We start from the raw sequence: 25,684 nt of genomic DNA, 5'->3' as shown, positions 1-25,684 counted from the left end.
TCATTCGGGCCGAGATGTGCCGGTGAGCCGTTCAGCCGCGTTCTTTTAAAAGCGCTGCGGCAATTTTATCGATGGGTAAGGTCATTACATCGGCTGAAAAATGATCCCAGTCTACAAAGCGGAAGTTTTCGGTGATCGTTTCGGGATAAACAGGGGTGCCGTTATTGAGCCTGTAGGGCAGGGGAGTAACAGGCCGCACGATATAATAAATGGAGATCAGCTGGTGTTCTTCATTAAATGCCGATTGCTGAAAGAAATCTGTCGTGTACAAATGATCGATCACTTCTACGTCTGCGTTCATTTCTTCCTTACATTCCCGCACAATGCACTCCCGCGTACCTTCGCCCAGTTCCAGTCCGCCTCCGGGAAACTTGGTGACCTCGCAGTTGTTGAAATAGATGCGCTCGTCGCTTACCAGCACCTGCCGCTTTTCATTCACCAGAACGCCATACACGCGGATGTTAAAAGATCTCAGTGTCATTCCAGTATTTTTTTTCTGAAAGCCAGCACACCCAAAACCACGGCCAGTAACAATGAAAGCACTGCCACAATATAAAACGCATAAGGCGAATGCTCAAAGCCGCTGGGTACATTCATGCCGAAGATACTTGCAATCAATACGGGGAAGCTCAGTACAATGGTGGCAATCGCCAGTCTTTTTAATACCTGGTTCTGATTGTTGGCGATAATGCTGGCAAAGGTATCCATGGTGCTGCTAAGGATATTGGTATAGATATTGGCCATTTCGAGGGCCTGTGAGTTATCAACCATAAGGTCCTCCAGGAGCTCGGATTCGTTTTCTGTAAGCTGCAGGAACTTTGTGCGTTGTATTTTGGCAAGCAGCAGTTCGTTGGAGCGCAACGCCGTTACAAAATACACCAGGCTTTTCTGGATCTTCATCAGCTCCAGCAGATGCTCGTTCTTGTTGGCATCATAAAGCTTTTGCTCAATAAGATTCCGCTTTTGATTGATTTCCTTCAGGTATTCCATGAAATTCTGGATGATCTTTTCAATGATCTTGATCACCATCATGTTCCTTTTATCCGGCTGGCGGTTCTGAAAAGTATTCAGGAATTTTTTTATGGCCGGATTTTCAAAAGAATTTACCGTAACAATATGGTTGTGGGTAAGGATGATGATGATAGGGATGGTGATGTAGTAAGCATCGCTTTCATTGAATGAATTGTTTTCAGTAGGCGTTTTGATCACGATGAGCTTTACATTGTCATCTTCATCATAACGGCTACGCTCGTCGATATCCAGCGAGTCTGTCAGAAAGTCGATGGGGATCTCCAGCAGTTCCGACAGCTCATTGAATTCCTCCTGTTTCAGCGGCGGAACAACGTTCACCCAGCTATCGCTCTCCGGCTCGAAGATCTCTACGGTGCTATGGTCAATATTCCTGAAGTATTTAATCATGATCGGTTGCGCTTATGCTGCCTTCGAAAACCTTTACAGCAGGGCCTTTGAGCCAGATGTTGTTAAAAGATCCATCGGGTTCCCGGCGGTACCGTACATTTAGTTTTCCGCCCAGGGTCTCTATATTTACCGAATTAAACCCGTTATCATTGTGATAGTATACCAGTGCCGCAGCCGTTACGCCGGTACCACAGGAATAGGTCTCGTTTTCCACACCCCGCTCATAAGTGCGTACGATCAGCGTATCGGGCTCTTTTACCTGCACAAAATTAACGTTGATGCCCTGTTCGGCAAATTCCTTGCTATACCGTATTTTCTGGCCCTCTTTAAATACATCGAGGTGCATCACATCGGGATCCAGCTGTACATAGTGGGGAGAGCCCGTGTTTAAGACAGAATCGGTCCTGTACGCCTGAATGCTTTCCACGTCTTTCATTTTCAGGGATACTTCGCCATCTTCAATGGTTGCCTCGTGAGGGCCATCGGTTGCAATAAAATGATAGGCTGGTTTCTTAATGCCCCTGTCGCTGGCAAACTGAACAATGCAGCGGCCGCCATTCCCGCACATGGAGCCTTCCCGTCCGTCAGCATTATAATACACCATCTCAAAATCATAGTCTTCTTTTTCATTGAGCAGCATAAAACCGTCGGCTCCGATACCAAACCGCCGGTCGCACAATGATCTTATCTGCTCTTCTGTTAGGCCCGAATAGTCCCCTTCCCGGTTGTCAACAAGTATAAAGTCGTTTCCCGTTCCCTGGTATTTGTAAAAAGCCAAATTCATATTTTATTTATTTCTTTTTATAACCAATGAAACAAATCCTGTTTCAGAAATTATTTTTGAATGTTTCCAGAAATTTCAGGATCAGCCGCTCCACCGCTGCTTTTCCGTCCTTTGTAAATTCCCTTACGATGCGGTTGGCCACGATGGCATTCAACGCCAGGCAGTGGTGTCCGAGTAATTTTCCCAGGCCGAAAATGGCGGAGGTCTCCATTTCAAAATTCGTGATCCGGTGTTGCCCGAAGCTAAAGTCGGTCAAACGGTCGATGAGCTGCGGATTGCGCACGCCCAGCCGCAATACCCTTCCCTGCGGGCCATAGAACCCCGGACAGGTAACGGTAATACCCTGGTGAAACCCGGTTACAAAATGCTTGAGCAGGGAGGGGGAGGCCCCGGTGATATAGGGCGTGCTCAGTCCCTGCATTTGTACATGGGTAACAAAAGACTGCAGCAATTGCGTTTCCTCATCCGTTTCCTCAGGTCGGTAAAAGTTCAAAAGATTGTCCAGCCCCAATCCGTGTGTGGAAGCTACAAAGCTGTCTACCGGAATGTCTGCCTGCAGTGAGCCGGAAGTGCCTGCGCGGATGATGTTTAAAGATCGTAATTCCGGCCGGATCTCCCGCGTTTCAAAATCGATGTTCACCAGGGCATCCAGTTCGTTCATCACAATATCGATATTGTCCGGTCCGATACCGGAGGAAAGCACCGTGAGCCGCTTGCCGCCCACCATGCCGGTATGGGTCACAAATTCCCGGTGCCGGCGTTTAACTTCGACGGTGTCAAAATATTTACTGAATTCTGCCACCCGGTCCGGGTCGCCAACGGTAACTACTGTGCCCGCAAGCTCTTCCGGACGAAGATCGAGGTGATAAACCGCGCCCCTGTTATTGATGATCAATTCCGATTCGGCGATCCTGCTCATAAAAAGGTCTTTAATCTTTGCTATTATTTACCAAAAATATCCTATTTTTGCCAGCCCTCAAAGATTAAATGATCGGATGGATGCCTGGCCCCGGTGCCGGCTGCCAAAGATCAGGGATTGGGGATAATGGTCCCGTGGCCGAGTGATCAGGCAGAGCTCTGCAAAAGCTCGTACAGCGGTTTGAATCCGCTCGGGACCTCCGGATAAAAAGTTAAAACCCGCTGTCATGGCGGGTTTTCGCTTTTTTGGGATTGTACCAAAAGTCGCTTTATGGCGTGTTGTCGTTCTGAACTTGTTTCAGAATCTATTGATCCATAACTATTATTAGATACGGAAACAAGTTGCCAATGACAAATGAAAGACTTTTGATACACCTCAAAATATTACTCCGCTTTGCATAGTTCGGGGTCTTAATTGTGCCACTGCTTTTTCCGGGTCTCCTTGCGGAAGACCCGGAAAAAAACACCGGATCAAAAGCTTACCGTATTCAGCCGCTTGTCTACCAGTATTCCGTCGGCCGGCTTCAGGTCAAAATTCAGATCATGCTTTGCTTTCAGCCGGATGATGAACAGGTCCTGCGTGCCCTCTAAAAGAGGCCGGTCTCCGATATTTACGAAGGTCGGATACAGCACTTTTTTCCCGTTGCTGTGTAACCGGTCGTTGGTCATGTTCTCCAGTTCCTTAAGGTTTAACGGGGTAATGCCTGCAAAGGTGTAGTCCTGTGTATTGTAGGGCAAGGCAAAGCTCAGTCCATTTACAGCCTTCAGTCCATTGCCTTTTACCAGGATGTCCACTACTTCATCTTTCCGGTATGCTTTCTTTGCCGTTGTTATTTGAATGTGGCCTTGTAGTGTGTCGGTGCTGCTCATGTCGGCACCTCCCTCCAGGCGTGTTGCCACGTTTGAGATATCATAGGCATCGATCAGCCCGTTTTTGTTGATATCGCCATTGCTGATGTATCCTTCAAAATCCCCGTCACCGCTTCGCAGGCCGGTATAGTTGATGTACGAGGTAAGATCGTTCTTGTCGATGATATGGTCGCTGTTGATATCGCCCGGAATATAGCTTTCAGACCCCGGTACTTTAAATACATACAATTCGCGCCCCGAACCAAAGTCTCCGACTGCTTCCGTTACCGAAATTTTGATGTAACGCGCGGTGGGGTGGTTGTTGAAAGCAAACACTTTGGTATCCCCGTTCTTAGCCCATTCAAAATTGCCGGCTTCCGTCCAGCCGGATTTATTGGTACTGTAATAGATGCGTCCTTTCAGGAGCACCCCGTTTCCGCGGGTGCGGGGAAGGTAATGGATCTTGTCTAACTGGTTAACGGATCTCAGATCCAGTACCAGATCAAAGGGTACTGCTTTTGTTCCCCATTTGGTATGCCAGAGGTTGCCTTCATCGAAATCAAACAGCTGCCCTATTTCGCTTCCTTCCTGGTCAGCAACGGATGCCGTGGCCACAATGTCTTTAATGGCAAATTCGAGCGGGTTTACTTTTGTCTTTGCAAAAATGATGGCCCAGGGAGATTGTCCGTCCTTATTAACAGCCCGCAGCTTAAACTGATAGCCGGTTTCCGGTGTCAGACCATCGAATAGTAAACTGGTATCCCGGATGGTGGTATATTGCTGGCCATTAAAATCGATCTCGTAAAAGTCGGCCTTGGGTTGTTTGTTCCAGCTGGGGGTTAATGCATATGCCTGCCGGTTGCTGTCGGTTACCTGTGCCTGTAACGGGGCGGCCAGCCTGCCGTGTTGTTTGCGTAAATGATCCGCAGGTTCAAAATGGTATCCGTTAAAGGTAAGGGTTAGGGCGCGGGCGGTCACATCTGCAGCAGCCAGTTTTATCAGCAGCTGCGGATTTTTGGTGATGGCCGTTTGTTCAAAAGAACTGCCTGCTGTAGAAAAGCGGTTCAGGTTGGGCGCCGGGTTATAGTAATATACATTGGTTTGTTTCCTGAAGGCTTCTTCTGAGGTTGCTTCCGTTAACCGGATGCGGGTGCTGCCTGTTTTTGCAGTAATGCCTGTGGGCCTTTGTGTGAGGTTTATTCTGAATTCCGTTGCTTTTTTCTTTTCAAAACCGTCGTAGGTCCCCTTTGTTGGGTGAACAACGATCGTCACCGTATTTTTCCGGACTGCAGATTCAATAAGCGTGGTGGCGCCGGTCCCCGACTTATAAGCCTCTGTCAGCCCGTCGTCGTCGTATTCGGTAAAGGCGCTGTTCCCTGAAGGATACAGCTCATAAATGCGCAGCGCTTTGTTGATCTGTGTGCTGTTGTTGCTGGGATTCGCCATCGGAATAATGGCTCCTGCTTTTACAAACACGGGCAGCTTCCAGAGCGGTGCATTAAAGTTATTGATGATCCGGTTGCCTTCATAGGCATCGCCGGAAAAATAATCGATCCAGGTGCCTGCCGGCAAATAAATATTGTTGCGGATATCGTTCCCCTTTTCGTCGGCCTTTGTATCCTGGTAAATGGGCGCTACCAGGAAGTAAGGCCCGTACAGGTACTGGTACTGCGTGGCTTTACCATAGGTATAGGCATTGGGATATTCGAGGAACAGGGCGCGGATGATGGGTAACCCATTAACAGCCTTCCGTGCGATGCTGTAGGTATATGGCAGCAGCTCCGATTTTAGCTTGAGGTAGGTCCGGTTGATGGAGGTCGCCGGCTCTCCCAGTGCATAAGGGTATTTTTCATTGGCTCCCCAGCCGTCCATATTGAGCTGCATCGGCGTGAATGCCTTCCATTGAAAATCGCGGGTGTTCACCCTGAAGTTCCTGCCGCCGAAAATACCATCCATATCGGAAGTAATATTGGGCTGGCCCGACAATCCCGCTCCCAGGTAGGTGGGAATGTGAAAGCGGATGTACTCCCATGCGCCACCGGTTTGATCGCCACTCCAGATGCCGGCATAGCGCTGGGTACCCGCCCAGCCGTCCAGGGAAATTATAAAAGGTCTTGCGTTGTGGCCGTATTTGGGTATGATCTGTCCTACATCCGCCACGCCGTTCAGACCAAATGAATACCCCGGACCTACCCAGGCTACATCCGTTTTTAGTACGCGCACACCCGCAATACCAACTTCTTTAATGATGTCCCGCTGCAGCAAAGCGGGAATGCTGTCTTTTGGATGCAGGTCCGATTGGGTCCAGAGGCCGATCTGTACGCCGTTCTTACGGGCATAGTCGCCAAAAGCCTTCAGGTTCCGGATATTGCTGTCCAGTGTACCCGTTTGCCCGTAACCCGCACCGTACCCGTCATTGGGCAGGATCCAGCCCAGGGGAAGGTCGTGCGCTTTATAACGGTCGATCACGGCCCTGGCGGAGAAGGGATAATTGTTCTTTTCTCCGTTCAGCGACTCCTTAATCCCTCCGTTATCTTTCTGGCTTTCTTTGTACCGTTTGCCGTCTTCAAAAAGGATCCCGGCGGTATCGGCTTTCCAGTAATCCCGGTTGTAGGCATTCAGATGGCCTTCGTAAAAGCCGAATTTGGGTAATAGCACGGGGTTGCCGGTAAGCTGGTAGAAATCTTTCAGTATCGATACCGGCTCTTTATCGATCAGAAAGAATACATCGAGGTAGCTCGTCTCGTGGGAAAGGGTTACCACACCTTTTTCTTTGGCTCCAAAATCATACTTTCCTTTTTTAAAAGTATACCACATAAAGCCATAGCCGTTGGTAGACCAGTAAAAGGGCGTAGGGGAGGCCACACCGCCATCCGTCCAGCTGTTCTGGTTTTCGATGGAAATGATTTTCCCTTTGTGTGAAAAGCGTCCGTTTTGCACGCCGCCTCCGTAAAAGTATTCCGCAGGATCTTCTTTCAGTTTCAGGCTGGTGCTTTTTTTGTCAAATACAGGAGGCGTAATCGTTTCAACAGCTACCTGGCCGGTTTTTTTATAAATGATCCGGAGGCGGGCGGTTGCTTTATTCAGTGAAACAGTAACGGCATTGGTCGAAATAAGGATCTGACCGCCCTGGTCTTTTACGCTGAGGGTTGCAACGTTTTTACGGGGATTGTCCACAAGGATGGATGCCGGTGGTGTGGCTTCCGGAGCACGAAGGGCGCCGCCGCCGGGATCTGAGAACATACGGAAGATCGTTTCCCCGTAAAAGTCCAGCAACAGATCTTGCTGATTGGTAAAGCGCACTTTTATGGTAGTGGGATTGATCTTTTCCGCACCGGCAACAGAAAAAGTGTCGGTGACGGGTTGCGCGGCAGTCACCTGCGCGCCGGCGGTAAAGAATAACGTTGCTGCAAGCAATGCAGTCAGTAATCTTTTTCTAAAGCATGTATTTTCAGACTCCCGGTTCATGATAGCTGGGTTGTGTTAAAATGATCCTGTAAAAGTAACCAACCCATACCGGAAAAAAATGCCTTATGGAAACGATTGCGCAGTGAGCGTTCGGCGGCAGATATCAGGGACAAACGGTTGCACAAAGAATGGCATTCCGGCTAAGGCGCATACGAGGCGCTCAGCCGGATCATTTGCTCAACGAGGATGCCGGTAATGATCGCCATCCCAAAACTCAGCAGGGTGCCGATCAGGATGTATTCGGTCAGCTTCCGGTCCTGGCCCGCTTTGAGATCGCTGAAACGGAAGACAGATTTGGCTGTTACCAGAAAACCAATGGCTACCCATTGCTGGTTCAGGATGAAGATCAGTACCAGAATGCGTTCGATGTAGCCGATCATCATACCTGCATGTTGCAATGATTTTGTTTCAATAAGGTCGGTCCGGATCTCGGTTGCCGGCGCCCATTTGGACAAGATCAGCTTAATGACCACGGAAACCGGGGTGGTCAGCAATACCAGTCCGGTGGCCGTGATCAGCAAGGCATCAGTCTGCGCCGGAGTCAGGTGCAGCGCAAAGGGCTCCGTCCACCAGGCGGCACATATGATCACGGCCAGGTGCAATACCTGGTCCAGAATAAAGAATATTTTCCTGTTCCTGGGAGTTTGCAGCTGAAGCTTTGCCAGATCGATCAGCAGGTGGCTGCCGGCAATGAGCACAGCCAGGGTCAGGTACCGGGTGCTCATGGTCAGCAGCAGGATCAGCGCAAAGTGAATGAGCACGTGTATATACAGTTTGGCGCTTCTGTATTTTTTACGCTCTTTTTCTTCTACCCAGCGGGAAGGCTGCAATACAAAATCGCCCAGTAAATGTGCCAGCAACAGTTTTATCAGTAGTGTCATGTGCTTAACCCGGTTATTGTGGTTTGATAAAATTTATTAAAATCCATCAGCAGGTCAAATTGTGCGCGCTTGCGGCTCTGGCTTACGGCGGATTGATTGATCTTTAGCTTTTCTGCGATCTGCTGCTGGTTCCATTCGGGCTTTTCCAGGAATAATGCTACAATTTCTGCGGCTGCAGGGCTCCAGTTGTCCATGATCAGTGAAGCGAAACGAGCCATGAGGTTTAGAGCGGCATCGGCTTGCTCGTTGCCGGTTGCGAACGCGAGTGTGGTCTTCTCTTCTTTCATGCTGTCAAATTTCCGGCCGGATCGTACAAACGCCGTTCCGTTCGACTCGGTTATTTTCTCCGTGCGATACGAAAGCTCGCCCACCCCGATGCTTAACCGTACATCCAGGTTTGCCTGCTGCTTCAGGATGCTTTTTAAGTGCATGCTTTTAAAAAGGGCATCTGCCGGTGGCAATTTCAACTGGAATGCATCGCCCCGGTAGATCTCCCAGTCACCGGGTGCATGGCCCTGTTTTTTCAAAAAGCTTTTCAGCAGCGGCATCCATTCTTTGGGATCCGTGGTTTCTGAGCGCATAACATCACCTGTAAGGATTGCTATCATGGTTCAAATATAAGCAAATTTACTTATAAATTTATTTATCAGCTTTATAGCTTATAATTTTTTTTATTAGGTAAATCACTTATAATGAAAATGAAAGATCTTATCAAAAATACTAAAATTATTAGTATTTTGAAAATAGTTTTCGGATCCGGAAAACAGGTATTCCGGAAATGGACCCGGATTCAACTCTATATCCTTTTTCATCTTCTTTTTTATCATTTATATGGTAAATTAGCGGCGCCATTATAATTTTAAACCTACATTATTTATTATTATTGAATTATGTTTCAGTTAAACGATAAGACCGCGGTCATAACAGGAGGAGGAAGCGGTATTGGAAAAGCAGTGGCGCTTTTGTTTGCCAGGGCCGGCGCCCGGGTGATCGTAGCCGATTTTAATAAAGAAGCAGGGCTTCAAACCGTTGGGGAGATCGAAGCCGCAGGTGGAAAGGCCTCCGGCATTTTCCTGGATGTATCCCGGCAGGAGGAAGTTACAGCAGCTTTTGAGCAGGTAGCAGCCATCGATATATTGGTCAACAGTGCGGGTATTTCCCATATCGGCAAGGCCGATACCACGGACGAAGCCGATTTTGACCGGGTGTACAGTGTAAATGTAAAAGGCGTGTACAATGCGCTGCATGCTGCCATACCCCGGATGAAGGCCCAGGGAGGGGGTGTTATTATCAATATGGCTTCGATCGCTTCCAGCGTCGGACTACCGGACCGGTTTGCCTATTCGATGAGCAAAGGAGCGGTACTGGCCATGACCCTGTCGGTAGCCAAAGATTATATCGGTGATGGCATCCGCTGCAATTGTGTTTCCCCGGCGCGGGTACACACGCCGTTTGTAGACGGGTTTATTGCCAGGACGTATCCCGGAAAGGAAAAAGAGATGTTTGAAAAATTGTCGAAAACACAGCCCATCGGCCGTATGGCAAAGCCGGAAGAGATTGCTGCACTGATCTTATATCTGTGCAGTGACGAAGCAGCCTTCATCACCGGTTGCGATTATCCGATCGACGGCGGGTTTATAAAACTGAATAATTAACGTTGTATACAGGTTTACAAAAACAGGCAGTTTCGAGTATAAAAGACCACAATTGGTCTTAGGGTTGTTGTGCTGAACTTGTTTCAGCAACTATTGGGTGGAAAATATTTGTTCCGAACAGGTCCTGAAACACCCTTCCGGGCGGAGGTTCAGGACGACCTTTCTTTATAAAAAGATTATCAACAAAAAGCTTGAACAACTTTGATAATAAATAATAAACTATAAATTAAATACATGAAACTAATCAGGTACGGGCAGCCGGGTAAAGAAAAGACGGGTGTGCTTATTGACGATGTACGTTACGATACATCGGCGTTTGGTGAAGATTATAACGAGGCCTTTTTTGAAAACAATGGCCCGGAACGGCTGAAAGCATTTGTAAGCGAAAATGCTGCGGGTTTGCCGAAGGTAGATGAGGGCGAACGTTGGGCCAGCTGTGTTGCCCGCCCTTCCAAGATCATCTGCATCGGTCTGAACTATGCCCTGCATGCAAAGGAAACCAATGCCCCGGTACCCAAAGAACCGGTGGTGTTTTTTAAATCGACTACAGCGCTTTGCGGACCTTTTGATGAGGTGGTGATCCCCCGGAATTCTGTAAAAACGGATTGGGAGGTGGAGCTGGTGGTGGTCATCGGAAAGAAAGCAGCGTATGTAGAAGAAGCGGAGGCGCTGGACTACGTAGCAGGGTATGCCCTGCACAATGATTACAGCGAACGGGAGTTCCAGATCGAGCGCGGTGGTCAGTGGGTAAAGGGGAAGAGCTGCGATACGTTTGCACCCCTGGGACCTTTCCTGGCTACTAAAGATGAAATTGAAAACCCCAATAACCTGAACCTCTGGCTAAAAGTAAACGGGGTCATGATGCAGCATTCAACGACTTCCGACTTTATATTTAATGTGCAGCAGGTGATCAGCCACCTGAGTCAGTTTATGACCTTGCTGCCGGGCGATGTTATTTCTACCGGAACACCTGCGGGGGTGGGGCTGGGGCAAAAGCCGGAGCCATGGTACCTGAAACCCGGCGATGTGGTGGAATTGGGTATTGAAGGTCTGGGAACATCGAAGCAAACGGCTGTTGCCTGGAAAAAGTAACCGCTTTGGATAAAGATCCTGCCGATCAAAAAGGGAGCGTGGCCCGCGGGTCATGCTCCCTTTTTGTTTTAACCGCTTGTTTTCCGGATCAGAATTTATAAGATAAATGAATACTGCTATTGAGCTCGTTCATCTTCGTTACATCAGTTGTTGCCCATCGACTCCAGCACTTCCGCGGTTACACCGGTAAAGCTAAAGCCACCATCATGGAACAGGTTTTGCATAGTTACGTATTTGGTAAGATCGCTGAACATAACCGAAATATAATCGGCACATGCTTCTGCAGGCGCGTTGCCGAGCGGGCTCATTTTTTCTGCATAGCTGACAAAATTGTCGAATCCTTTTACCCCGCTGCCGGCCGTTGTTTTGGTAGGCGATTGGGAGATCGTATTGATGCGCACTTTTTTCTTTACACCATAGTAATAGCCAAATGTCCGGGTGATGCTTTCGAGCAATGCTTTTGCATCTGCCATCTCGCTGTAATCGGGGAATACGCGCTGCGCCGCAATATAGGTCAGAGCAATTACGCTGGCATGCTCATTTAAGGCATCCAGGTCCCAGGCGGTTTTTAAAATGCGGTGCAGGCTCATCGAAGAGATGTCAAAGGTCTTGTGGTTCCAGTCGTAGTTCAGATCGGTATATTCTTTTCCCTTACGCACGTTTAATCCCATGCCCACGGAGTGCAGGATGAAATCGATCTTACCTCCGAAATGTTCCATTGATTTTTCGAGCAGTGCTTTCAGATCGTCCATGCTGGTTACATCTGCACCGATCACGGGTGCATTACCACATGCTTCGGCCAGTTTATTGATTTCCCCCATGCGCAAGGCTACGGGAGCATTGGTGAGCACCAGTTCTGCGCCCTCCTGATAACACTGCTCAGCGGTCTTCCATGCGATGGACTTATCATCCAGCGCTCCGAATATGATTCCTTTTTTACCCTTTAAAAGATTATATGCCATAAAGTTGAGTTATGAGCGGTAAAAATAAGAATATAATTTCTCATTTCTGATTTTTCTCCCCGTGAAGGGCGTATATTCAAATTGCTGTGACCCTACTGATCCGATAGCCACGGGATTCATTCCGGCATCTGCAGATCCTGAAACGGGCTCAGGGTGGCATTCCGTTTTTAGATGCCGGCCCACAACGACCACCCGGAATGCATGCTCTAAGAAGCTGTTTAAAAACGGGGTTCAACGATCATTTTAGCAAAAGAGGCATGGCCTCGAAAGATCCGGCAAGAACGACATTGCTTTATAAAGATGATCATCAACAAAACAACTGCATCATATTTCAACAAACCGGTCTGCAGATCACTGGCCACGTTTACCCTCCCGGTGATTGTCGGTATCTGATTTCCCGGCTTTTGCGGATTGCTGATCCAGGTAATAGCGGATCCCTTCCATTACGCCTTCGGCCTGCCGGCCACCGGAAAAATAAACGTGCCGGCTTCTGCGGAGCGAATCCAGTTCGGGGCTGTAATTGGCCACTACGATTCCTTTGGTACGTCCGCGGAGCATGTCAATATCATTACCTCCGTTCCCTGCAGTGATGAAATGATCCAGCGGCAGCTGCCATTTATAGCTGAGGTAGCGAACGGCGTTCCCCTTACCGGCCCTTACCGGCAAAATGTCGAGAAATTTATTATCGGTCAGCAGGATCTTTGCCCTCAGCCTGCGATCATCCAGGAATTTGTAGAGGTCGGCGAGCGCACCTTCATTAAAATAGTCGTTTACATAATAGCTGAGCTTATACTCCCATTGTGCGTCGGCTTCCTGGAGATGAAGCCCCGGGTAGTGTTCCAGGGCTGTTACCAGTTCTTTGCGTTTCCACTGGTGATTGATATGACTTTCCCATCCGGGATCGGGTATGAAATTCCGGGTATAGTAGATCTCTGTTCCGGCGGAGCAGATCAGGATGTCGGGTTCCGGGAACTGAAAATGCCGGAGCGCTTCCATCGTCAGGGTCTTGTTCCTTCCGGATGCGATCCCGAAAATGACCTTGTTCTTATGCGCATCTACCCATTGCTTTATCTGGTCCAGGCCCGCAGCGTCTTCGCCTTCGATCAGCGTTCCGTCGAGGTCTGAAATGAAAAAGAGGTCGGCCTTCATCAGCTTTTTACCAAAAGGCAGTTCCTGTGTTTCTTTCAGATGCGTTTTGGGCTTGTATATTTCATCGATCGACCGGAGGTAGGTCTTTACATGCGTTTCCCAGGAATAGTCTTCCTGTCCGGCACGGATGCCATTGGCGGAATATTTTTCCCAGAGCGTGGTATCCGAAATGATCTTTTTTAATGCATCGGAAACCTCTTTGGTGTGCTGAACATCTACCAGCATACCATTATGAGCTTTGCCGATGATCTCCTTGGGGCCACCGGTAGGCGATGCGACGATCGGGAGACCGCAGGCGGCTGCTTCCACAATGGTGAGGCCAAAGTTCTCGCCCGGCGTGGCATTTACGAATACACCTTTCCGCTGTGCGGCCAAACGGTAGATCTCGGGTACTTCCAGCGAGGGGTCGTTTTTTTTGGGCAAGGCCATTTTACCGTAGAGATCATATTTATCCATCAGCAGCAACAGACCTGTAAGGATCTCCTGCTCATCCTGCGGCATCTGGGTAATGTCTTTACGTACGCCGGCAAAAATAGCCAGGTTGGCCATGCTTTGGAGCTCCTTGTCCTGGCCGAAACAATCGATAATGGTTTCAAAGTTCTTCCGTTTATCGGCACGCCCGATCGAGAGGATGAGGGGTTTGCCCGGTGCGAAAAGGAACCGCTCGATCTCCGAGCTTACACGGTACATGGCCTGCTCCTGTTCCAGGGGCATGGTAAAAGAGGGCAGCCCGACTCTGTAAAAAGGATAAAAGATCTCTGTGTTGATGCCCGGGGGAATGACCCGGAATCGCGCCCTGTCTTTGTTTTGATAGGCATGGTATTGTGCCTCTATTTCATGCAGGGTACTTACAATAATGAGGTTGGCCATCTTCAGGGTCTTCTCTTCCTCATTGATCCTCCGGATCATGTTGAATTTCTGATTGATGGTTCCTTCGGAAAGACCATCCTTTAAAAGGACCGACTTTTTGTTCCATCCCAGCGAGTGCCCGGTGGCAATAAAGGGAACCTCAAAGATCTTGCTGATCTCCCCGGCAATATAATTGCCGTCTGCATAATGCCCGTGCACAATATCGGGATAGTCGTCCTGTTTCTCAATAAAACGGATCACCTTGTCTACAAATTCATCAAGGATATCCCATAAACTTTCTTTAGGTTTGTACAGGTGGCCGCCGCAAGTGATCCTGACAATGCGTGCCTTTGAAGATACGGTCTCTATTTCATGACTGTATGTTTCAGAAACCCGCTTGTCCGCGATCCTCCTTGTGAACAGGTCCACCTTTCTGACCTGTGGGTGATGGGACAAGGCTTCCAGTAGTTCCAGTACATATTTTACCTGTCCGCCGGTGTCCTTATCCCTTCCGATCTCAGGCTTATGATGCCGGATCAATCCATGGGGGCTAAAAAGTTGTATGTAGTATTCCTGCATTGCGTATCATTTTAGAGGGGGAGATCATATGTATGATTACTTTGAAGGCGGGCCCTGCCGGATAACAGACCGGCGGAAAGCATGCGCCTGCTGAATGACTCCCGGCCGCGGTAGTGCGGCAACCGGATGTAAAACGGGGGAAATATAACGTAATTTTTTAAAAATGGAGCGGTTAACAGATAATTTATATTCCGGGTCGGGATTCAGTGAGTGGGAAATTGGTGATGTGACCATGATCCTGCATAAAGGCGTGTATCATCTTTTTCACCTGATCATACCCAACCACGATTATATTGCACATGCCGTCTCAAAAGACGGTATTACCTGGAGGAGGGTAAAGAACGCCCTGTTTGTAGGTGACCCCGGCGATTGGGATGATGACATGCTCTGGACGATGCAGGTGTATGAGGCCCACAACCGGTTCGAAATGTATTACACCGGCCTGCAGCGAAAGGACCGGGGTGTGGTATCGAAGATCGGGTTAGCGGTGTCCGGCAATCTGTTTGATTGGGAGAAGCTCAACAACGAAGTATTCCCTTTTGGGCCAAGGGCGCCGCATTATGAAACTTATGAAAATAACCCCCGTCTCTGGATGAGCTTCCGGGATCCGTTCCGTTATGATTATGAGGAAAAGACCTTTTTCCTGGTCTGTACACGCGCTGCTACGGGGCCGGTTTCGCGGCGGGGCTGTGTGGGCCTGGTGCAGCTGATGGACAAGGAGCTGATCTTTCATCCGCCGCTGCATTTTCCGATGGTGTATGATGATGTGGAATGTCCCTGTATTTTTGAGCTCAACGGCCGGCATTATCTTTTAGGCTCCATTCGTGAAGATATAAAAGTGCGCTATTGGTTTGCACCGGAGTTCCTGGGAGAATATCATTGTTTTCATAACAATGTGTTGCTGCCGCAGGGTAACTACGCCGCCCGTATTCAAAAGGACGGTGACCATTTACTGGTATATAATTTCTTTTATGCAAACGGAAATGTCAATGCGCTGCGCATCTTTCCGCCTCCCAAGCAGCTGGAAACCGATGACCGCGGGCGGCTGGTATTGAAAAGCTATTACCGGTGGGACCAGATGGTGATCCAGACCATTTATCAGAACGAAATGGGGACCATCCTGCCATTGTTCAAAAACCCGACGGCAACGTTTGAACAATCAACGGATAAATGGATCTGCGGCTCCCGGAGCGGGTATGAGGTTTTTGTGCTCCAGAAATCGGCGCCCGGGTTTATCTGGGAGGGGATCCTGGCGGTGGAGGGCATGGGCAAACTGGGGCTGGTAACCGATATTGATGAAGAAGGGTCGGGGTATTATTTCAGCTTCGACGTCATCAACAGCGTCGTGCATCTTCAAAGCTGGGGCTTTAATTCCGCTAATACGCGGTCCAACTTTATTTACAGCGTATTGCAGGATAATATCTTTCATCTGAAGGAAGAAAAGGAATTTCATTTCCGGCTGATCCGGTATGGAAATTATATCGAGCTGGCGATCGATGGTATCGTAAAACTATCGCTGATCGATTATACCTATTCCGGAAACGGTATTGGCCTGTATTCGGCCTCTTCAACGATCTCGCTGAGGAGTGCCACATTAAAGAACCTGCCCCTGCCCGAAAGCGAGTACAGCGGAGATCAATGATCCCTGCCGGAAGGAGGCTTGTTTTCCAGCTCCTGCAGGCGGGCCATGAACTCTTCCTGATTGGAGAGCAATTGATCCAGTTTTTCATGAAGGATCCGTACTTCCAGTTCTGATTTCAGATTGACCATATAGTCCATTTTAGAGCGGGCCCGGTCCTTTTCTTCCTGCCGGTTCTGGCTCATCATAATGATCGGAGCCTGCAGCGCTGCCAGGCAGGACAGGAGCAGGTTTAATAAAATGAACGGGTAGGGGTCGAAGCCCCGGTTGTGCATCCAGTAGAAATTGATGAAGATCCATGCCAGCAGCAAAACCACAAAGGAAATAATGAAGGTCCAGCTGCCGCCAAAACCGGAGACCCGGTCGGCGAGCTGCTGGCCGAACGTGGCTTTATTGCCATCGTCTTCATCAATCATATCGGAGATCACCGTTTGGTTGGTCATGGAAGAAATAACGGTGTCTTCCAGTTCCGAAAGCTGGTGAACGTCCCGCAGCAGGTATTTAGAAATGTAGCGGAGCTTGTATTCATTGAGCTCATTATGGGAAATACTGTCTGAACGTTTAAGGCCGGGGCGCTCCAGCTTTATGTATTCATACAACGCGGGGCGCAGCCGCCTGCAGGGGATCTGATCGTTTTCATGGGCCCCGCCGTTGGGAGCACCGGTAAATACGGAGTCATTCATGCCTGAGCTTTTTATAAAGCTAAGCATTTGACGCCGTATTTTAAACGGGGCCGGCGTACCGGGGGCATAACATTTTTCTGGTTCATGAAGGACGGGGAGCCGGCCGCCAACCCTGGTTTGTTTTACGTCTGCCTCAGGAAATAAAACGGTTACACCGCTCAACGTCCCTGAACATCCGGAACGCTCAAAATGCGTCTGTTAAGGTCTTCAGAGTCGCTTCGTGATGTACACGCCGTAGTAGCCCGGGGAAACGGCAGGCATAAAGAGCGTTGTTTGATCCGGGTTGCGCCTCGGTCTTTTTTTCAGCTTGTTATAGATCCAATAAGCCGTTGTGGTAGAGGCGATCCCGATACCGGCCCCGGCGCTTACATCAGCTACCCGGTGTTGCTTTTTTGCGACCCGCAGCACGGCCGTGGCCATTGCTGCCGCGTATCCGCCCACAGTGTACCAAACGGACTGCCGGCCATACTCTCTCCGGAGGAACTCGGCGGATGCAAAGGCAAGCGATGCATGTCCGGAGGGAAAGGCCTGCGCATCACTTTTGTCGGGGCGCAACACCCGGGTATTGTTCTTCAATGGATAAACGATGGCGGTGGAGATACCCGCAGCCATGGCATAGAGCAGCGCCTGCTCCTGTGGTCTGTGCATCCCTTTGATACCCATTACCTGTAATCCGGCCACCGCCGCAGCAGGGGCAAGGGCCGTGTAGTTTTCCGGTTCCAGGAAGATGCTGGTTTCCCGGGCGGGGGAATGCGGTAGCCTGTCCCCGCGGTTATTTTTGTTTTCCCGTATAATGGTGGCGGCAGCGCCAAAAGTTACCAGCGCCGCCGGGAATAAATAAGTACGGGCAGTGATGTTTTCCGGGAAGAGCGACCGGCTTTTTTGTTGCGAAAGTGGCTGAAGATGTGTGCTGTCTTTAGGTGTTTGGGTCGCTGCTGCAAAGGGAACCAGGAGCAACAGGCCGGCAAAAAGCCTCTTATTGACTAAGGATATCTGGCTCAATACTGTTGTTTTTACTTCGGTTTTAGAGGAGGTACATTTCTGATGCAAAATACGGTGTTGGGTGCAATAAAGGGAGTGCCGCATATTTTTATTTACACATTTCTGTGGCTAAGGGCGGGTAGGCTCCCAAAACCATGTTAAAGGAGCCTGTGCCCGGTATTTCATTAACCTATATTAAGTGAATATGCCCTGAAGGCGGTTAAATTTGTATTCTAAATGAAAGAATATGGAACTTGGTATCAGTATGTTTGGAGATCTTCACGTTGACCCGGCTACCAATAAGGTGCAGGCTCCCGGTGAGCGCCTGAAGGAGATTATAGAGGAGATAAAATTGATGGACGAAGTGGGCCTGGACTATTTTGGTATCGGTGAGCATCATCGGCCGGATTATGCAGTACCAACGCCGGAGATCGTATTGGCTGCGGCGGCCCCGGTTACCCGGAAGATAAAGCTGGGCAGCGCGGTATCCGTGGTCAGTTCATCGGACCCGGTGAAGCTGTATCAGAATTTTGCGATGGTAGACCTGATCTCTGACGGCCGTGCAGAGCTGATGGCGGGCAGGGGAAGCTTTATTGAGTCATTTCCGCTGTTTGGATATGATCTCCGGGATTATGATGCCTTGTTTGAAGAAAAGCTGGAGCTGCTGTTAAAGATCAACAAAGAACCGGTGATCACCTGGAAGGGGAAGCACCGGGCGTCATTGCAGGAGCAAATGGTATTGCCAAGAGCTACCAATAATCACCTGCCGGTTTGGGTAGCGGTTGGGGGCACACCTTCATCCGTAGAACGGGCAGGACGACTGGGATTACCCCTGATGATCGCCATTATCGGCGGATCACCTGCGCAGTTTAAGCCCTTTTTCGAATTGTATCAGGAAACGTACCGGCGGTACGGGCATCCGGAGGATCAATACCAGGTGGGCATTCATGTGCATGGGTTTTACGGAGAAGACAGTGCAGCGCTCAGTGAAATGTATTATCCGCTGTATGCTGCTCAGATGGACCGGGTAGGACGTTCCCGGGGATGGCCTCCTTACAGAAGGAACCAGTTTGATTTTGGCAAAACAAAAAACGGCGCCCTGGTGATCGGGGATGCCAACGAAGCAATTGACAAGATCCTGTACCTGCAGGAATTATTCGGACTGACCCGTTTTGCAACGCATATGGACACCGGGGCGCCGTTGCACAAGGATATTATGAAATCGATCGAGATCTATGGTACCAAAATAGCGCCCAAAGTACGCGAGGCGTTAAGGAAGTAGCGATGCGGTTAGGTATTTGAACCCGGCCGGTCGTACTTGTTATGTTACGCCGGATCTTGTTTTGTGTGCCGCTGTTTTATGTCTTGCAGAACCTTGTTTGGTGTCCTGCTGAATTTGTTTCAGCATCTATGAAAAAGCATAACCCGCGGCAGGCATTTCCAGGTTCGCCTTATAATATTTGTTGCGGTATTCGATGGGGGTAAGGCCGGTCACTTTTTTAAATACATCCCGGAAGGCCTTGGTATCCGTATATCCCACGTCGTACATCACTTCATTTATATTCAGTCGTTTTGATTCAAATTTCCGCTTAGCGGCTTCAATGCGTACACGCTGGATGTACTCCAGCACCGTATTGTTGGTGGCTTGCTTAAATCTGCGCTCGAAGCTCCTTCTGCTCACCGCAATGAGCCCTGCCAGCTGATCGATACTGATCCGGTCGCTGATGTTATTCTCAATATAGTCCTGTGTTTTAATGATGGCTTCGTCATTGTGGTCCTTTTGCCCTTTAAAAATAGAGAAGGCATTCTGGCTGTTGCGGTCGATATCGATCGCAAAAAACTTTGCAAGAAGGATCGCCGTTTCGCGATTGGTATATTTCTCTACCAGGTACAGGAGCAGGTTCCAGATAGAATTGGCGCCGCCGCTGGAATAAACGCCGGCTTCATCCGTAATGACCGTTCCGTCGGTTATTTCCACGTTGGGATACAGCTGCATGAATTCATGATAGTATGCCCAGTGCGTGGAACATTTTTTATTATCGAGCACGCCGGTGGCTGCCAGTAAGAATGCGCCCAGACAAAGCGATGCTACTTCTGCACCACGGGCATGTATTGCGGCTATAAGCGGTAGCGCCTGCTCATTCAGTGCAACGGCCTTATGCATTTCCGCATCGATCAGCGCCGGAATGATGAGCAGGTCGGCGTCCGTTACATCTTTCAGCAAACGGTCGGTTGTTACCGTGTACAATCCGTTGGACAGGGGGATTACTTTTTTCAATCCTACCAGCTCTACCTGGAATTTCGCTGGGCAGCCGTTGGCCGCCAGGAATTCATTGGCGGTCTGGAAAATTCTTACCGCCGGAGTGATGGCTTCAATAACGCCATTGATCGGGACATAGATGCAGATCCGTTTCATGCTGAAAAGTTTTGGTAAAGATAAAAAATGTATTTGTCGCGAACAACCCCTTTCAATGGCGTATATGCCACTATTTTTTAACAGTAATTGGAGCAATTTTGTAAAAGAATCGTTTACAAAGTGATCCGGATAAAATCCTATTTAACATTCAACGGCAACTGCCGCGAAGCGATGCGTTTTTATAAAAAATGTCTTGGCGGGGAGCTTCGTTTCCAGACCCTGGGAGAATCTGTGGGGACAGAAGTGTTGCCAAAGGAAATTAAAGCCTGTATTTTGCAGGCCTCGCTGCGTTCACCCTACGCAGAGATCATCGCAACGGACATTGTGCCGGATGAGGGCCTGTATATGGGAAATAACATAGCCCTGATGCTGGAATGCAGGAGTCTGAAAGAATTGATGGGGGTGTATCAGCGGCTGGGAAAGGGAGGAACGGCTACCCAACGGGTCATTCCTACGACCTCCGGCTGCTATTATGCATCGTTAACCGATCCGTTCGGCATTCGCTGGATGTTGAATTTTGATCCTGCCGGAAGTACATTGTGAACCGCAGGCATTCAACGCTGCAGGAGAGGCTATCTGTTTTAGCGTACGGTAATATGAAAACAACTTACATAGTATTCCTTTATGTATAAGATCTTGCCTCTTGCCTGGTAATTGGCCAGCACGGAGTGGAGTGCCCGCTCCAGCTTTTTGTTAGGCCGTTTGCGCCCGTTAAAGCGTATATAGGAAATATCGAAAGAACTGCCGTAATTATGAGAGCTAAGGCCGGAAGTGGCATTGCCGTTCACTTTACGCAGCTTGCTTTGTGCGTGCAGCGTCCTTGTAAGCGAGGTGACGGTGAAGGTACTTTTTGTTTGCGCGTAGAACGACCGCGCGATCTGGTTTAAAACCGCTTTGGCCCGCGGGGTCAGGTAGGGCACACTGTAAGTGAGCTTTTGCACCCGGTAGCCTTTGCCCGAGCTTACCCTCGAGAGTTTCTTTTTATTTACATAGCTCTTTACCTGGGCACTGCTTTTCAGCACCGGCACCCCGTGCTGGCGGGCTACATTCAAATGAGCTTTATAACGGGCGCTTTGAGCCTGCGCCGGACCCTGCGCAATAAGACCCCAGCACAATGCAACGATGTAAAATATGCCTGGCTTCATAAAATGATGGGAGTGAGTCAAACCGGGGCAAAGATAGGGGTTCACGTTGAAGGGAAAACCCCGCGGAGCCAGTTTTTATACATTGAAGATGCTGCTTTTTATCAGTTCCCTGGCCTTTTTGTAGGTCATTGCATGGATAGCTGATAAGTGTCGGACAGTGTTCGCTTTGGAAGATCTCTAAATACTTTGTATGGAAGTTTTGTATCCGGATTGATGATGGACCATGCCGTCAGGAAAATGATCCAGAAATCAACCCGGAGGCTTTTATGCCTGTTGTACCACATTTCCAGTTCTCCTTTATAGGGGGCTATTACTTTTTCATAGTATTCCACGCGATCCATTTTCGTGTTGGTCAGTAATTGCTCTTCATCGCGAAAGATGATCGATCCGATCCCTGTTATCCCCGGAACAGAATCATACAAATGATCTTTGACCTCTTCGGTGTACGCATTGAATGTTTTATCAACCAGCGGCCGGGGCCCTACAATGCTCATATCGCCTTTGATCACATTGATGATCTGCGGCAGTTCATTGATTTTCGTCATTCTTAAAAAACCTCCGATGGGAAGCAGCCGGGGATCATTTCGAACGGTGATCAGCCCCGTTCCCATATTGGGACTGTTTTTAAGCATGGTGGCGAACTTAATGATGTAAAAGTACCTGTTTTTATAGCCGATCCTTTTCTGCCGGTAAAAAACATAGTGTTCGCCGGTCAGCAGGAGAATGATCACAATGGGGATCATAAACGGAAGAATGACGACAAATAGGGTCAGTGCAACAATAAGGTCAAAAAGACGTTTAAAAAAGGAGTACATTGTTTGAGGAATTAGGAACGAGATAAGGATTTTTGAACGAACGATACAATAACTGCAAGGAATAAGCCAAAAGAGTGTATCGGCTACATTTTTTGATCAAGATTGATTCCTGTTTCAATATGTTCAAAACCGGGGATCATTGAATTCAAAGCAGATACAATATCCTTTTTCTCTGCTTTTGTGTTTTCAAAAACCTGTTTTAATGTCTGTATCACTTTATCGAGGTCATCTATTTTCCTTCGTTTCGCATTTTTTACAATACCGAAAGATTGAAATGTTGTGGTATCCAGTTCTTCTTCGTCTGTATAGAACTCTTCGTATAGCTTTTCTCCGCTGGTACTGCTTGGAAAGAGGTAAACGGGGTAGAGGCCATTTTTGATATTGTCGGTCGCATTTTTTGCGTCCTCTTCAGATTTGCAGGGATGCATTTTAAAACCCATTTCTTTCAGGAAAGGAGCTACAACGTCGGCAAAATTCACCATGCCGGAGGTTTCCAGTTTCGGAAAGAAAATTTCGCCGGACTGCCCCAGGATGCAGGCGCATAAACAGATCTGTCCGGATTCATCGGGAGAAACAAAGAAACGTTTTACATCCGAGGGGCAGGAGAGCGGATGTTGTTTTAATACCCTTTCGATAAAACCGGCCAGCAGGCTTCCATTTGAAAAAGCTACGTTGGCAAAACGGGCGGTGGTGATCTTCATTTTCTCTGAGTATGCAAGGATCACTTCTTCCATTAATTTTTTACTGGCGCCCATCACATTTACGGGGTTGGCGGCTTTGTCGGTTGATACACAGAAAAAATGTTTGGGAGGCTGCTTTACCAATAACTCCAGCAGGTACTTTGCACGCGTTACATTGTTCTCGATCATGGCTTCGATCGAGAAAATATCTTTTTCGGAACGTACGTGTTTGTGAGCCGCGAAATTGGCTACAATATCGAACGGACCTTCATGTTCGAATATCTTCCTGAATGCCTTGTCGCTGAAATTTACCGGGTAGGTTTTGAAATTGCCGGGTAGTTTCAGTCCGGGCCGGCTCCGGCAATCCCGGACCAGCTCGGTAAGTCCGTTTTCATTGATGTCTGCCACGATCAGCTTGCCGGGATCATATTTCACCAGTGCCCTGATGAACGAGGATCCGATGGTGCCCGCGCCACCAATGACCAGTACGTTTTTGTCTTTTATTTCCGTATGCAATTTTTCGGCATGGGCTTCCATGTCGGGGAGAAACAGGCTTTGAGAGCGGCGGGTGATGTGTTCTCCAATGAATTGCTCGATGTTAAAGTGTAGAGGCATGTTTAGGGGGTATTAAAGCTTGTTATTGTTTTTATCAGCCCTTCTTCGGCCGTGAACGGTAATTTCTTCACTCCCAAAGAATTTTTAATTTTATTGTTTGAGATGATACGTGTTGAGGTCAGTTTAGCAATTGTAGTCTTATTGATGGGCAGGTGTAGGATATTGCCTACGGAACCAATTAAGAAAATTACCTTTTTAGGAATATTTAATATCGTTTTTTTTCTTCCTGTTTTTCTTTCAATACATCGAATGATATCAGCGGTGGAAAGCGCTTCGTCGTCTGCTATATTGTATATGCCTGTTTCGAGCCTGGTGTGATTTTCGATTATAGATTGAATCAGGAAATACAGATTGTCTATTGATAAGAAACTTCTTTTATTAGAAAACTTTCCAAAGGGGTAGGGAATTCCCTTAACTATAAATTTAAAAAGTTTATAAATGGTCCCGCGTTCCCCGGGTCCATGTATGCGTGCGGGGCGCAGGATGATGATTTTTTTTCCGGTGGTTATCGGATAAGCCAATAGATATTCCTCTCCCATACGTTTCGTTTTTCCATAGTCAGTAGTGGGGGTGCAGGGTGTTTCTTCGGTCACCTCCGTCAGGCTTGATTCCTCTTCGACGGCAGAAATGCTGCTGAACTGGATGAATGCTTTGCATTTTGAATTCATGAAATCCGGAAGTACTTTTTTTAGAATATCATAGTTCGCCTCTTTGTACTCCTGGAATGAGAAATCCTTTTTATCCGGAGTCCTTCCAATACAATTGATGATCATATCAAAGTCGTGGTCCTTAAGATCGATGGCTGATCTGCGATCTATCGGATATACCTGATATTGATGGTTTAAAAGAAGACTGAGCGCCTTTCCTATATAACCGCTTGCACCTAAAATGGCCACTTTCATATTAACTCAAGATATTTTGTTAAAATAGACTCCTCCGAGTATAATGTTTTTGCAATACATCGCGCCTTTTGACCTTTTTCCTGGAAATGCTTCCGGGCTATTTCCGGGTTTAAGGCGTTCAGAAAATGAATAAGCTCTTCTTCTTCCATATAGCCAAAGGAATAGCCGATATTGTGTTCTTTGACTAAAAGACTGATTTCAGATTCCTTATCGCCAATAAATAATATTGGTTTTCCAGCTGATAAAATGTTATAAGTTTTCGAGGGAACTCCCAGACCCTGCATCCCTTTGGAAAGAGAAACGATCCCGATATCGCAACTATTTAAGACCTCATTTTGCTCCACTCTTTTGAAGGGCGGTTTAAAGATGATATTCTTAAGCCCCTGTTCCTTTGCCATAGTTTCTAAAGGTTCTTTGAGTTTGCCATTGCCGATAAAAGCGAACAGTAGGTGATCGTTGGTTATTTTTGAGATCACTGAGAAAAGATAATCGAGCCCCTGAATGGCTCCGAGGTTTCCCGCAAACTGAAAAACTATTTTGTCCTCAGCTGCTGCCGATTTCGAATTTGAAGCTTGCGGCGAAATATGCTCGGTGTCTGCCCAGTTTTCTATAACAACTACATGCGGCTGTTTTTTGTAGTGGGTGAGTTTTTTTCTAAAGAGCTCCAGCATATCTCTCCCCAATACAATGATCGTATCATATTTGGAATATGCTTTGGTAAAAATGACTTTTAATAGTTTATAAACGATTGATTTCGGATTCATGTAAGAGGCCGGGATCGTATTTTCCGGGAAAACGTCATGTACAAGTATGGTCAGCCGGAATTTTTTTATGGTTTTTATAATGGCCGCCAAGATCAGGAAAGGAGCGGGATTTGTTACCGTAAAAACATGATCTTTCTTTTTTACTTTCGTCGCAAGGTGAATGGCGAAGGCTATTGAAAGATAACCGAACTTTAAAATACGATGTATATTATTGTTTTTATTTCCTTTGAAGCTTTTAATCCTTGTTACTTTTATATTGTTGTTTTGTAAGGTTAATCTTTTATTGAAGTTGTCGTATGAAGGATACGTGCAAATTACCTCCACGTCATATTTTTGAGAAAGCTTCTCGCTTATTTTCGTTAAGATATATGCGGTGGATGTCTCTTCTGGAAAAAAGAGCTCCGAAAAAACCCATAACTTTTGTCGTTTTATATCCATT

22 protein-coding genes and 1 tRNA gene are annotated in these 25,684 nt (G+C 47.9%); 6 read left to right on the top strand and 17 right to left on the bottom strand.

Translation table 11 applies throughout. The features are described 5' to 3' along the window. Window positions 1–31 precede the first annotated feature (31 nt). From B160_RS0118425 to B160_RS0118410, 4 genes are read right to left on the bottom strand one after another with little or no spacing between them, the layout of a single operon-like run. Window positions 32–481, bottom strand: coding sequence for an NUDIX domain-containing protein (locus tag B160_RS0118425; RefSeq protein WP_018629399.1), 450 nt, complete (start codon window positions 479–481; stop codon window positions 32–34). Further along, a complete protein-coding gene (locus tag B160_RS0118420) occupies window positions 478–1,419 on the bottom strand; it encodes a magnesium transporter CorA family protein (RefSeq protein ID WP_018629398.1) in 942 nt (313 codons plus the stop codon). The genes B160_RS0118425 and B160_RS0118420 overlap by 4 nt, the downstream gene beginning before the upstream one ends. Then, window positions 1,412–2,203: a diaminopimelate epimerase gene (gene dapF, locus B160_RS0118415; protein ID WP_018629397.1), complete on the bottom strand. Its 792-nt coding sequence runs from the start codon at window positions 2,201–2,203 to the stop codon at window positions 1,412–1,414. Before dapF ends, B160_RS0118420 begins: the two co-directional genes overlap by 8 nt. A gap of 43 nt (window positions 2,204–2,246) precedes the next feature. Then, entirely contained in the window at window positions 2,247–3,122 is an 876-nt protein-coding gene (locus B160_RS0118410) for a nucleoside phosphorylase (RefSeq protein ID WP_018629396.1), read from the bottom strand. A 128-nt stretch (window positions 3,123–3,250) separates the two neighbouring features. On the opposite strand from B160_RS0118410, the gene B160_RS0118405 reads away from it, so the two are divergent. After that, window positions 3,251–3,321, top strand: a tRNA-Cys gene (locus tag B160_RS0118405). A 271-nt stretch (window positions 3,322–3,592) separates the two neighbouring features. On the opposite strand, the gene B160_RS0118400 is transcribed toward B160_RS0118405, so the two are convergent. The 3 genes from B160_RS0118400 to B160_RS0118390 all read right to left on the bottom strand — a co-directional run bounded on the left by B160_RS0118400 (window position 3,593) and on the right by B160_RS0118390 (window position 8,927). Beyond that, complete coding sequence (locus B160_RS0118400) at window positions 3,593–7,387, bottom strand: TIM-barrel domain-containing protein (RefSeq protein WP_245562242.1); 3,795 nt, start codon at window positions 7,385–7,387, stop codon at window positions 3,593–3,595. 191 nt (window positions 7,388–7,578) lie between these two features. Further along, complete coding sequence (locus B160_RS0118395) at window positions 7,579–8,319, bottom strand: DUF3307 domain-containing protein (RefSeq protein ID WP_018629394.1); 741 nt, start codon at window positions 8,317–8,319, stop codon at window positions 7,579–7,581. After that, complete coding sequence (locus B160_RS0118390; protein WP_018629393.1) at window positions 8,316–8,927, bottom strand: SatD family protein; 612 nt, start codon at window positions 8,925–8,927, stop codon at window positions 8,316–8,318. The genes B160_RS0118395 and B160_RS0118390 overlap by 4 nt, the downstream gene beginning before the upstream one ends. Before the next feature lie 282 nt (window positions 8,928–9,209). On the opposite strand from B160_RS0118390, the gene B160_RS0118380 reads away from it, so the two are divergent. Next, window positions 9,210–9,974, top strand: coding sequence for an SDR family NAD(P)-dependent oxidoreductase (locus tag B160_RS0118380; RefSeq protein ID WP_018629391.1), 765 nt, complete (start codon window positions 9,210–9,212; stop codon window positions 9,972–9,974). 234 nt (window positions 9,975–10,208) lie between these two features. Then, on the top strand, window positions 10,209–11,066 hold the full coding sequence (locus B160_RS0118375) for a fumarylacetoacetate hydrolase family protein (protein ID WP_018629390.1): 858 nt from the start codon (window positions 10,209–10,211) through the stop codon (window positions 11,064–11,066). Between the two features lie 143 nt (window positions 11,067–11,209). Here the strand turns inward: B160_RS0118375 and B160_RS0118370 are convergent, their stop codons facing one another. Further along, window positions 11,210–12,028, bottom strand: a complete 819-nt coding sequence (locus B160_RS0118370) for an enoyl-ACP reductase FabI (RefSeq protein WP_018629389.1) — start codon at window positions 12,026–12,028, stop codon at window positions 11,210–11,212. A gap of 351 nt (window positions 12,029–12,379) precedes the next feature. Next, window positions 12,380–14,605 carry an HAD-IIB family hydrolase gene (locus tag B160_RS29640; RefSeq protein WP_018629388.1) on the bottom strand — a complete coding sequence of 742 codons (2,226 nt, stop codon included), beginning with the start codon at window positions 14,603–14,605 and terminating at the stop codon, window positions 12,380–12,382. Window positions 14,606–14,768: 163 nt separating this feature from the next. On the opposite strand from B160_RS29640, the gene B160_RS0118360 reads away from it, so the two are divergent. Beyond that, window positions 14,769–16,247, top strand: a complete 1,479-nt coding sequence (locus B160_RS0118360) for a glycoside hydrolase family protein (protein WP_018629387.1) — start codon at window positions 14,769–14,771, stop codon at window positions 16,245–16,247. Here B160_RS0118360 and B160_RS0118355 read toward each other — a convergent pair. Then, the gene (locus B160_RS0118355; protein ID WP_051107217.1) at window positions 16,241–16,927 is read right to left on the bottom strand and encodes a DUF1003 domain-containing protein; all 687 of its coding nucleotides are present in this window, start codon (window positions 16,925–16,927) and stop codon (window positions 16,241–16,243) included. The two genes, B160_RS0118360 and B160_RS0118355, sit on opposite strands and share 7 nt — an antisense overlap. 207 nt (window positions 16,928–17,134) lie before the next feature. Beyond that, on the bottom strand, window positions 17,135–17,929 hold the full coding sequence (locus B160_RS0118345; protein WP_245562241.1) for a phosphatase PAP2 family protein: 795 nt from the start codon (window positions 17,927–17,929) through the stop codon (window positions 17,135–17,137). 226 nt (window positions 17,930–18,155) lie between these two features. On the opposite strand from B160_RS0118345, the gene B160_RS0118340 reads away from it, so the two are divergent. Continuing rightward, on the top strand, window positions 18,156–19,190 hold the full coding sequence (locus tag B160_RS0118340) for an Atu2307/SP_0267 family LLM class monooxygenase (protein WP_018629383.1): 1,035 nt from the start codon (window positions 18,156–18,158) through the stop codon (window positions 19,188–19,190). 126 nt (window positions 19,191–19,316) lie between these two features. Here the strand turns inward: B160_RS0118340 and B160_RS29635 are convergent, their stop codons facing one another. Then, window positions 19,317–20,324 (bottom strand): GlxA family transcriptional regulator, encoded by a 1,008-nt coding sequence (locus B160_RS29635; protein ID WP_018629382.1) that lies wholly within the window; start codon window positions 20,322–20,324, stop codon window positions 19,317–19,319. A 120-nt stretch (window positions 20,325–20,444) separates the two neighbouring features. On the opposite strand from B160_RS29635, the gene B160_RS0118330 reads away from it, so the two are divergent. Continuing rightward, entirely contained in the window at window positions 20,445–20,867 is a 423-nt protein-coding gene (locus B160_RS0118330) for a VOC family protein (RefSeq protein ID WP_018629381.1), read from the top strand. A 38-nt stretch (window positions 20,868–20,905) separates the two neighbouring features. Here B160_RS0118330 and B160_RS0118325 read toward each other — a convergent pair whose 3' ends face one another. The 5 genes from B160_RS0118325 to B160_RS0118300 all read right to left on the bottom strand — a co-directional run bounded on the left by B160_RS0118325 (window position 20,906) and on the right by B160_RS0118300 (window position 25,683). Then, the gene (locus B160_RS0118325; protein WP_211218090.1) at window positions 20,906–21,469 is read right to left on the bottom strand and encodes a DUF5715 family protein; all 564 of its coding nucleotides are present in this window, start codon (window positions 21,467–21,469) and stop codon (window positions 20,906–20,908) included. Window positions 21,470–21,594: 125 nt separating this feature from the next. After that, window positions 21,595–22,284 (bottom strand): sugar transferase, encoded by a 690-nt coding sequence (locus B160_RS0118315; RefSeq protein WP_018629378.1) that lies wholly within the window; start codon window positions 22,282–22,284, stop codon window positions 21,595–21,597. 83 nt (window positions 22,285–22,367) lie between these two features. Continuing rightward, window positions 22,368–23,579: a polysaccharide biosynthesis protein gene (locus B160_RS0118310; RefSeq protein WP_040680071.1), complete on the bottom strand. Its 1,212-nt coding sequence runs from the start codon at window positions 23,577–23,579 to the stop codon at window positions 22,368–22,370. 2 nt (window positions 23,580–23,581) lie between these two features. Beyond that, window positions 23,582–24,481 carry an NAD-dependent epimerase/dehydratase family protein gene (locus tag B160_RS0118305; RefSeq protein WP_018629376.1) on the bottom strand — a complete coding sequence of 300 codons (900 nt, stop codon included), beginning with the start codon at window positions 24,479–24,481 and terminating at the stop codon, window positions 23,582–23,584. Continuing rightward, entirely contained in the window at window positions 24,478–25,683 is a 1,206-nt protein-coding gene (locus tag B160_RS0118300; RefSeq protein ID WP_018629375.1) for a glycosyltransferase family 4 protein, read from the bottom strand. The genes B160_RS0118305 and B160_RS0118300 overlap by 4 nt, the downstream gene beginning before the upstream one ends. Between the last annotated feature and the right edge of the window lies 1 nt (window position 25,684).

This window comes from Niabella aurantiaca DSM 17617 (genome assembly GCF_000374125.1).
GTDB lineage: Bacteria > Bacteroidota > Bacteroidia > Chitinophagales > Chitinophagaceae > Niabella > Niabella aurantiaca.
The sequence above is the reverse complement of the archived record's forward strand: the minus strand, read 5'-3'. Positions and strand labels throughout refer to the sequence as shown.

Bases quoted from the DNA above. Each gene is read 5' to 3' on its own strand.
- B160_RS0118425 (WP_018629399.1), bottom strand. From the start codon at position 481: ATGACACTGAGATCTTTTAACATCCGCGTGTATGGCGTTCTGGTGAAT.
- B160_RS0118420 (WP_018629398.1), bottom strand. From the start codon at position 1,419: ATGATTAAATACTTCAGGAATATTGACCATAGCACCGTAGAGATCTTC.
- dapF (WP_018629397.1), bottom strand. From the start codon at position 2,203: ATGAATTTGGCTTTTTACAAATACCAGGGAACGGGAAACGACTTTATA.
- B160_RS0118410 (WP_018629396.1), bottom strand. From the start codon at position 3,122: ATGAGCAGGATCGCCGAATCGGAATTGATCATCAATAACAGGGGCGCG.
- B160_RS0118395 (WP_018629394.1), bottom strand. From the start codon at position 8,319: ATGACACTACTGATAAAACTGTTGCTGGCACATTTACTGGGCGATTTT.
- B160_RS0118390 (WP_018629393.1), bottom strand. From the start codon at position 8,927: ATGATAGCAATCCTTACAGGTGATGTTATGCGCTCAGAAACCACGGAT.
- B160_RS0118380 (WP_018629391.1), top strand. From the start codon at position 9,210: ATGTTTCAGTTAAACGATAAGACCGCGGTCATAACAGGAGGAGGAAGC.
- B160_RS0118375 (WP_018629390.1), top strand. From the start codon at position 10,209: ATGAAACTAATCAGGTACGGGCAGCCGGGTAAAGAAAAGACGGGTGTG.
- B160_RS0118370 (WP_018629389.1), bottom strand. From the start codon at position 12,028: ATGGCATATAATCTTTTAAAGGGTAAAAAAGGAATCATATTCGGAGCG.
- B160_RS29640 (WP_018629388.1), bottom strand. From the start codon at position 14,605: ATGCAGGAATACTACATACAACTTTTTAGCCCCCATGGATTGATCCGG.
- B160_RS0118360 (WP_018629387.1), top strand. From the start codon at position 14,769: ATGGAGCGGTTAACAGATAATTTATATTCCGGGTCGGGATTCAGTGAG.
- B160_RS0118355 (WP_051107217.1), bottom strand. From the start codon at position 16,927: ATGAATGACTCCGTATTTACCGGTGCTCCCAACGGCGGGGCCCATGAA.
- B160_RS0118340 (WP_018629383.1), top strand. From the start codon at position 18,156: ATGGAACTTGGTATCAGTATGTTTGGAGATCTTCACGTTGACCCGGCT.
- B160_RS29635 (WP_018629382.1), bottom strand. From the start codon at position 20,324: ATGAAACGGATCTGCATCTATGTCCCGATCAATGGCGTTATTGAAGCC.
- B160_RS0118325 (WP_211218090.1), bottom strand. From the start codon at position 21,469: ATGAAGCCAGGCATATTTTACATCGTTGCATTGTGCTGGGGTCTTATT.
- B160_RS0118315 (WP_018629378.1), bottom strand. From the start codon at position 22,284: ATGTACTCCTTTTTTAAACGTCTTTTTGACCTTATTGTTGCACTGACC.
- B160_RS0118310 (WP_040680071.1), bottom strand. From the start codon at position 23,579: ATGCCTCTACACTTTAACATCGAGCAATTCATTGGAGAACACATCACC.
- B160_RS0118305 (WP_018629376.1), bottom strand. From the start codon at position 24,481: ATGAAAGTGGCCATTTTAGGTGCAAGCGGTTATATAGGAAAGGCGCTC.
- B160_RS0118300 (WP_018629375.1), bottom strand. From the start codon at position 25,683: ATGGATATAAAACGACAAAAGTTATGGGTTTTTTCGGAGCTCTTTTTT.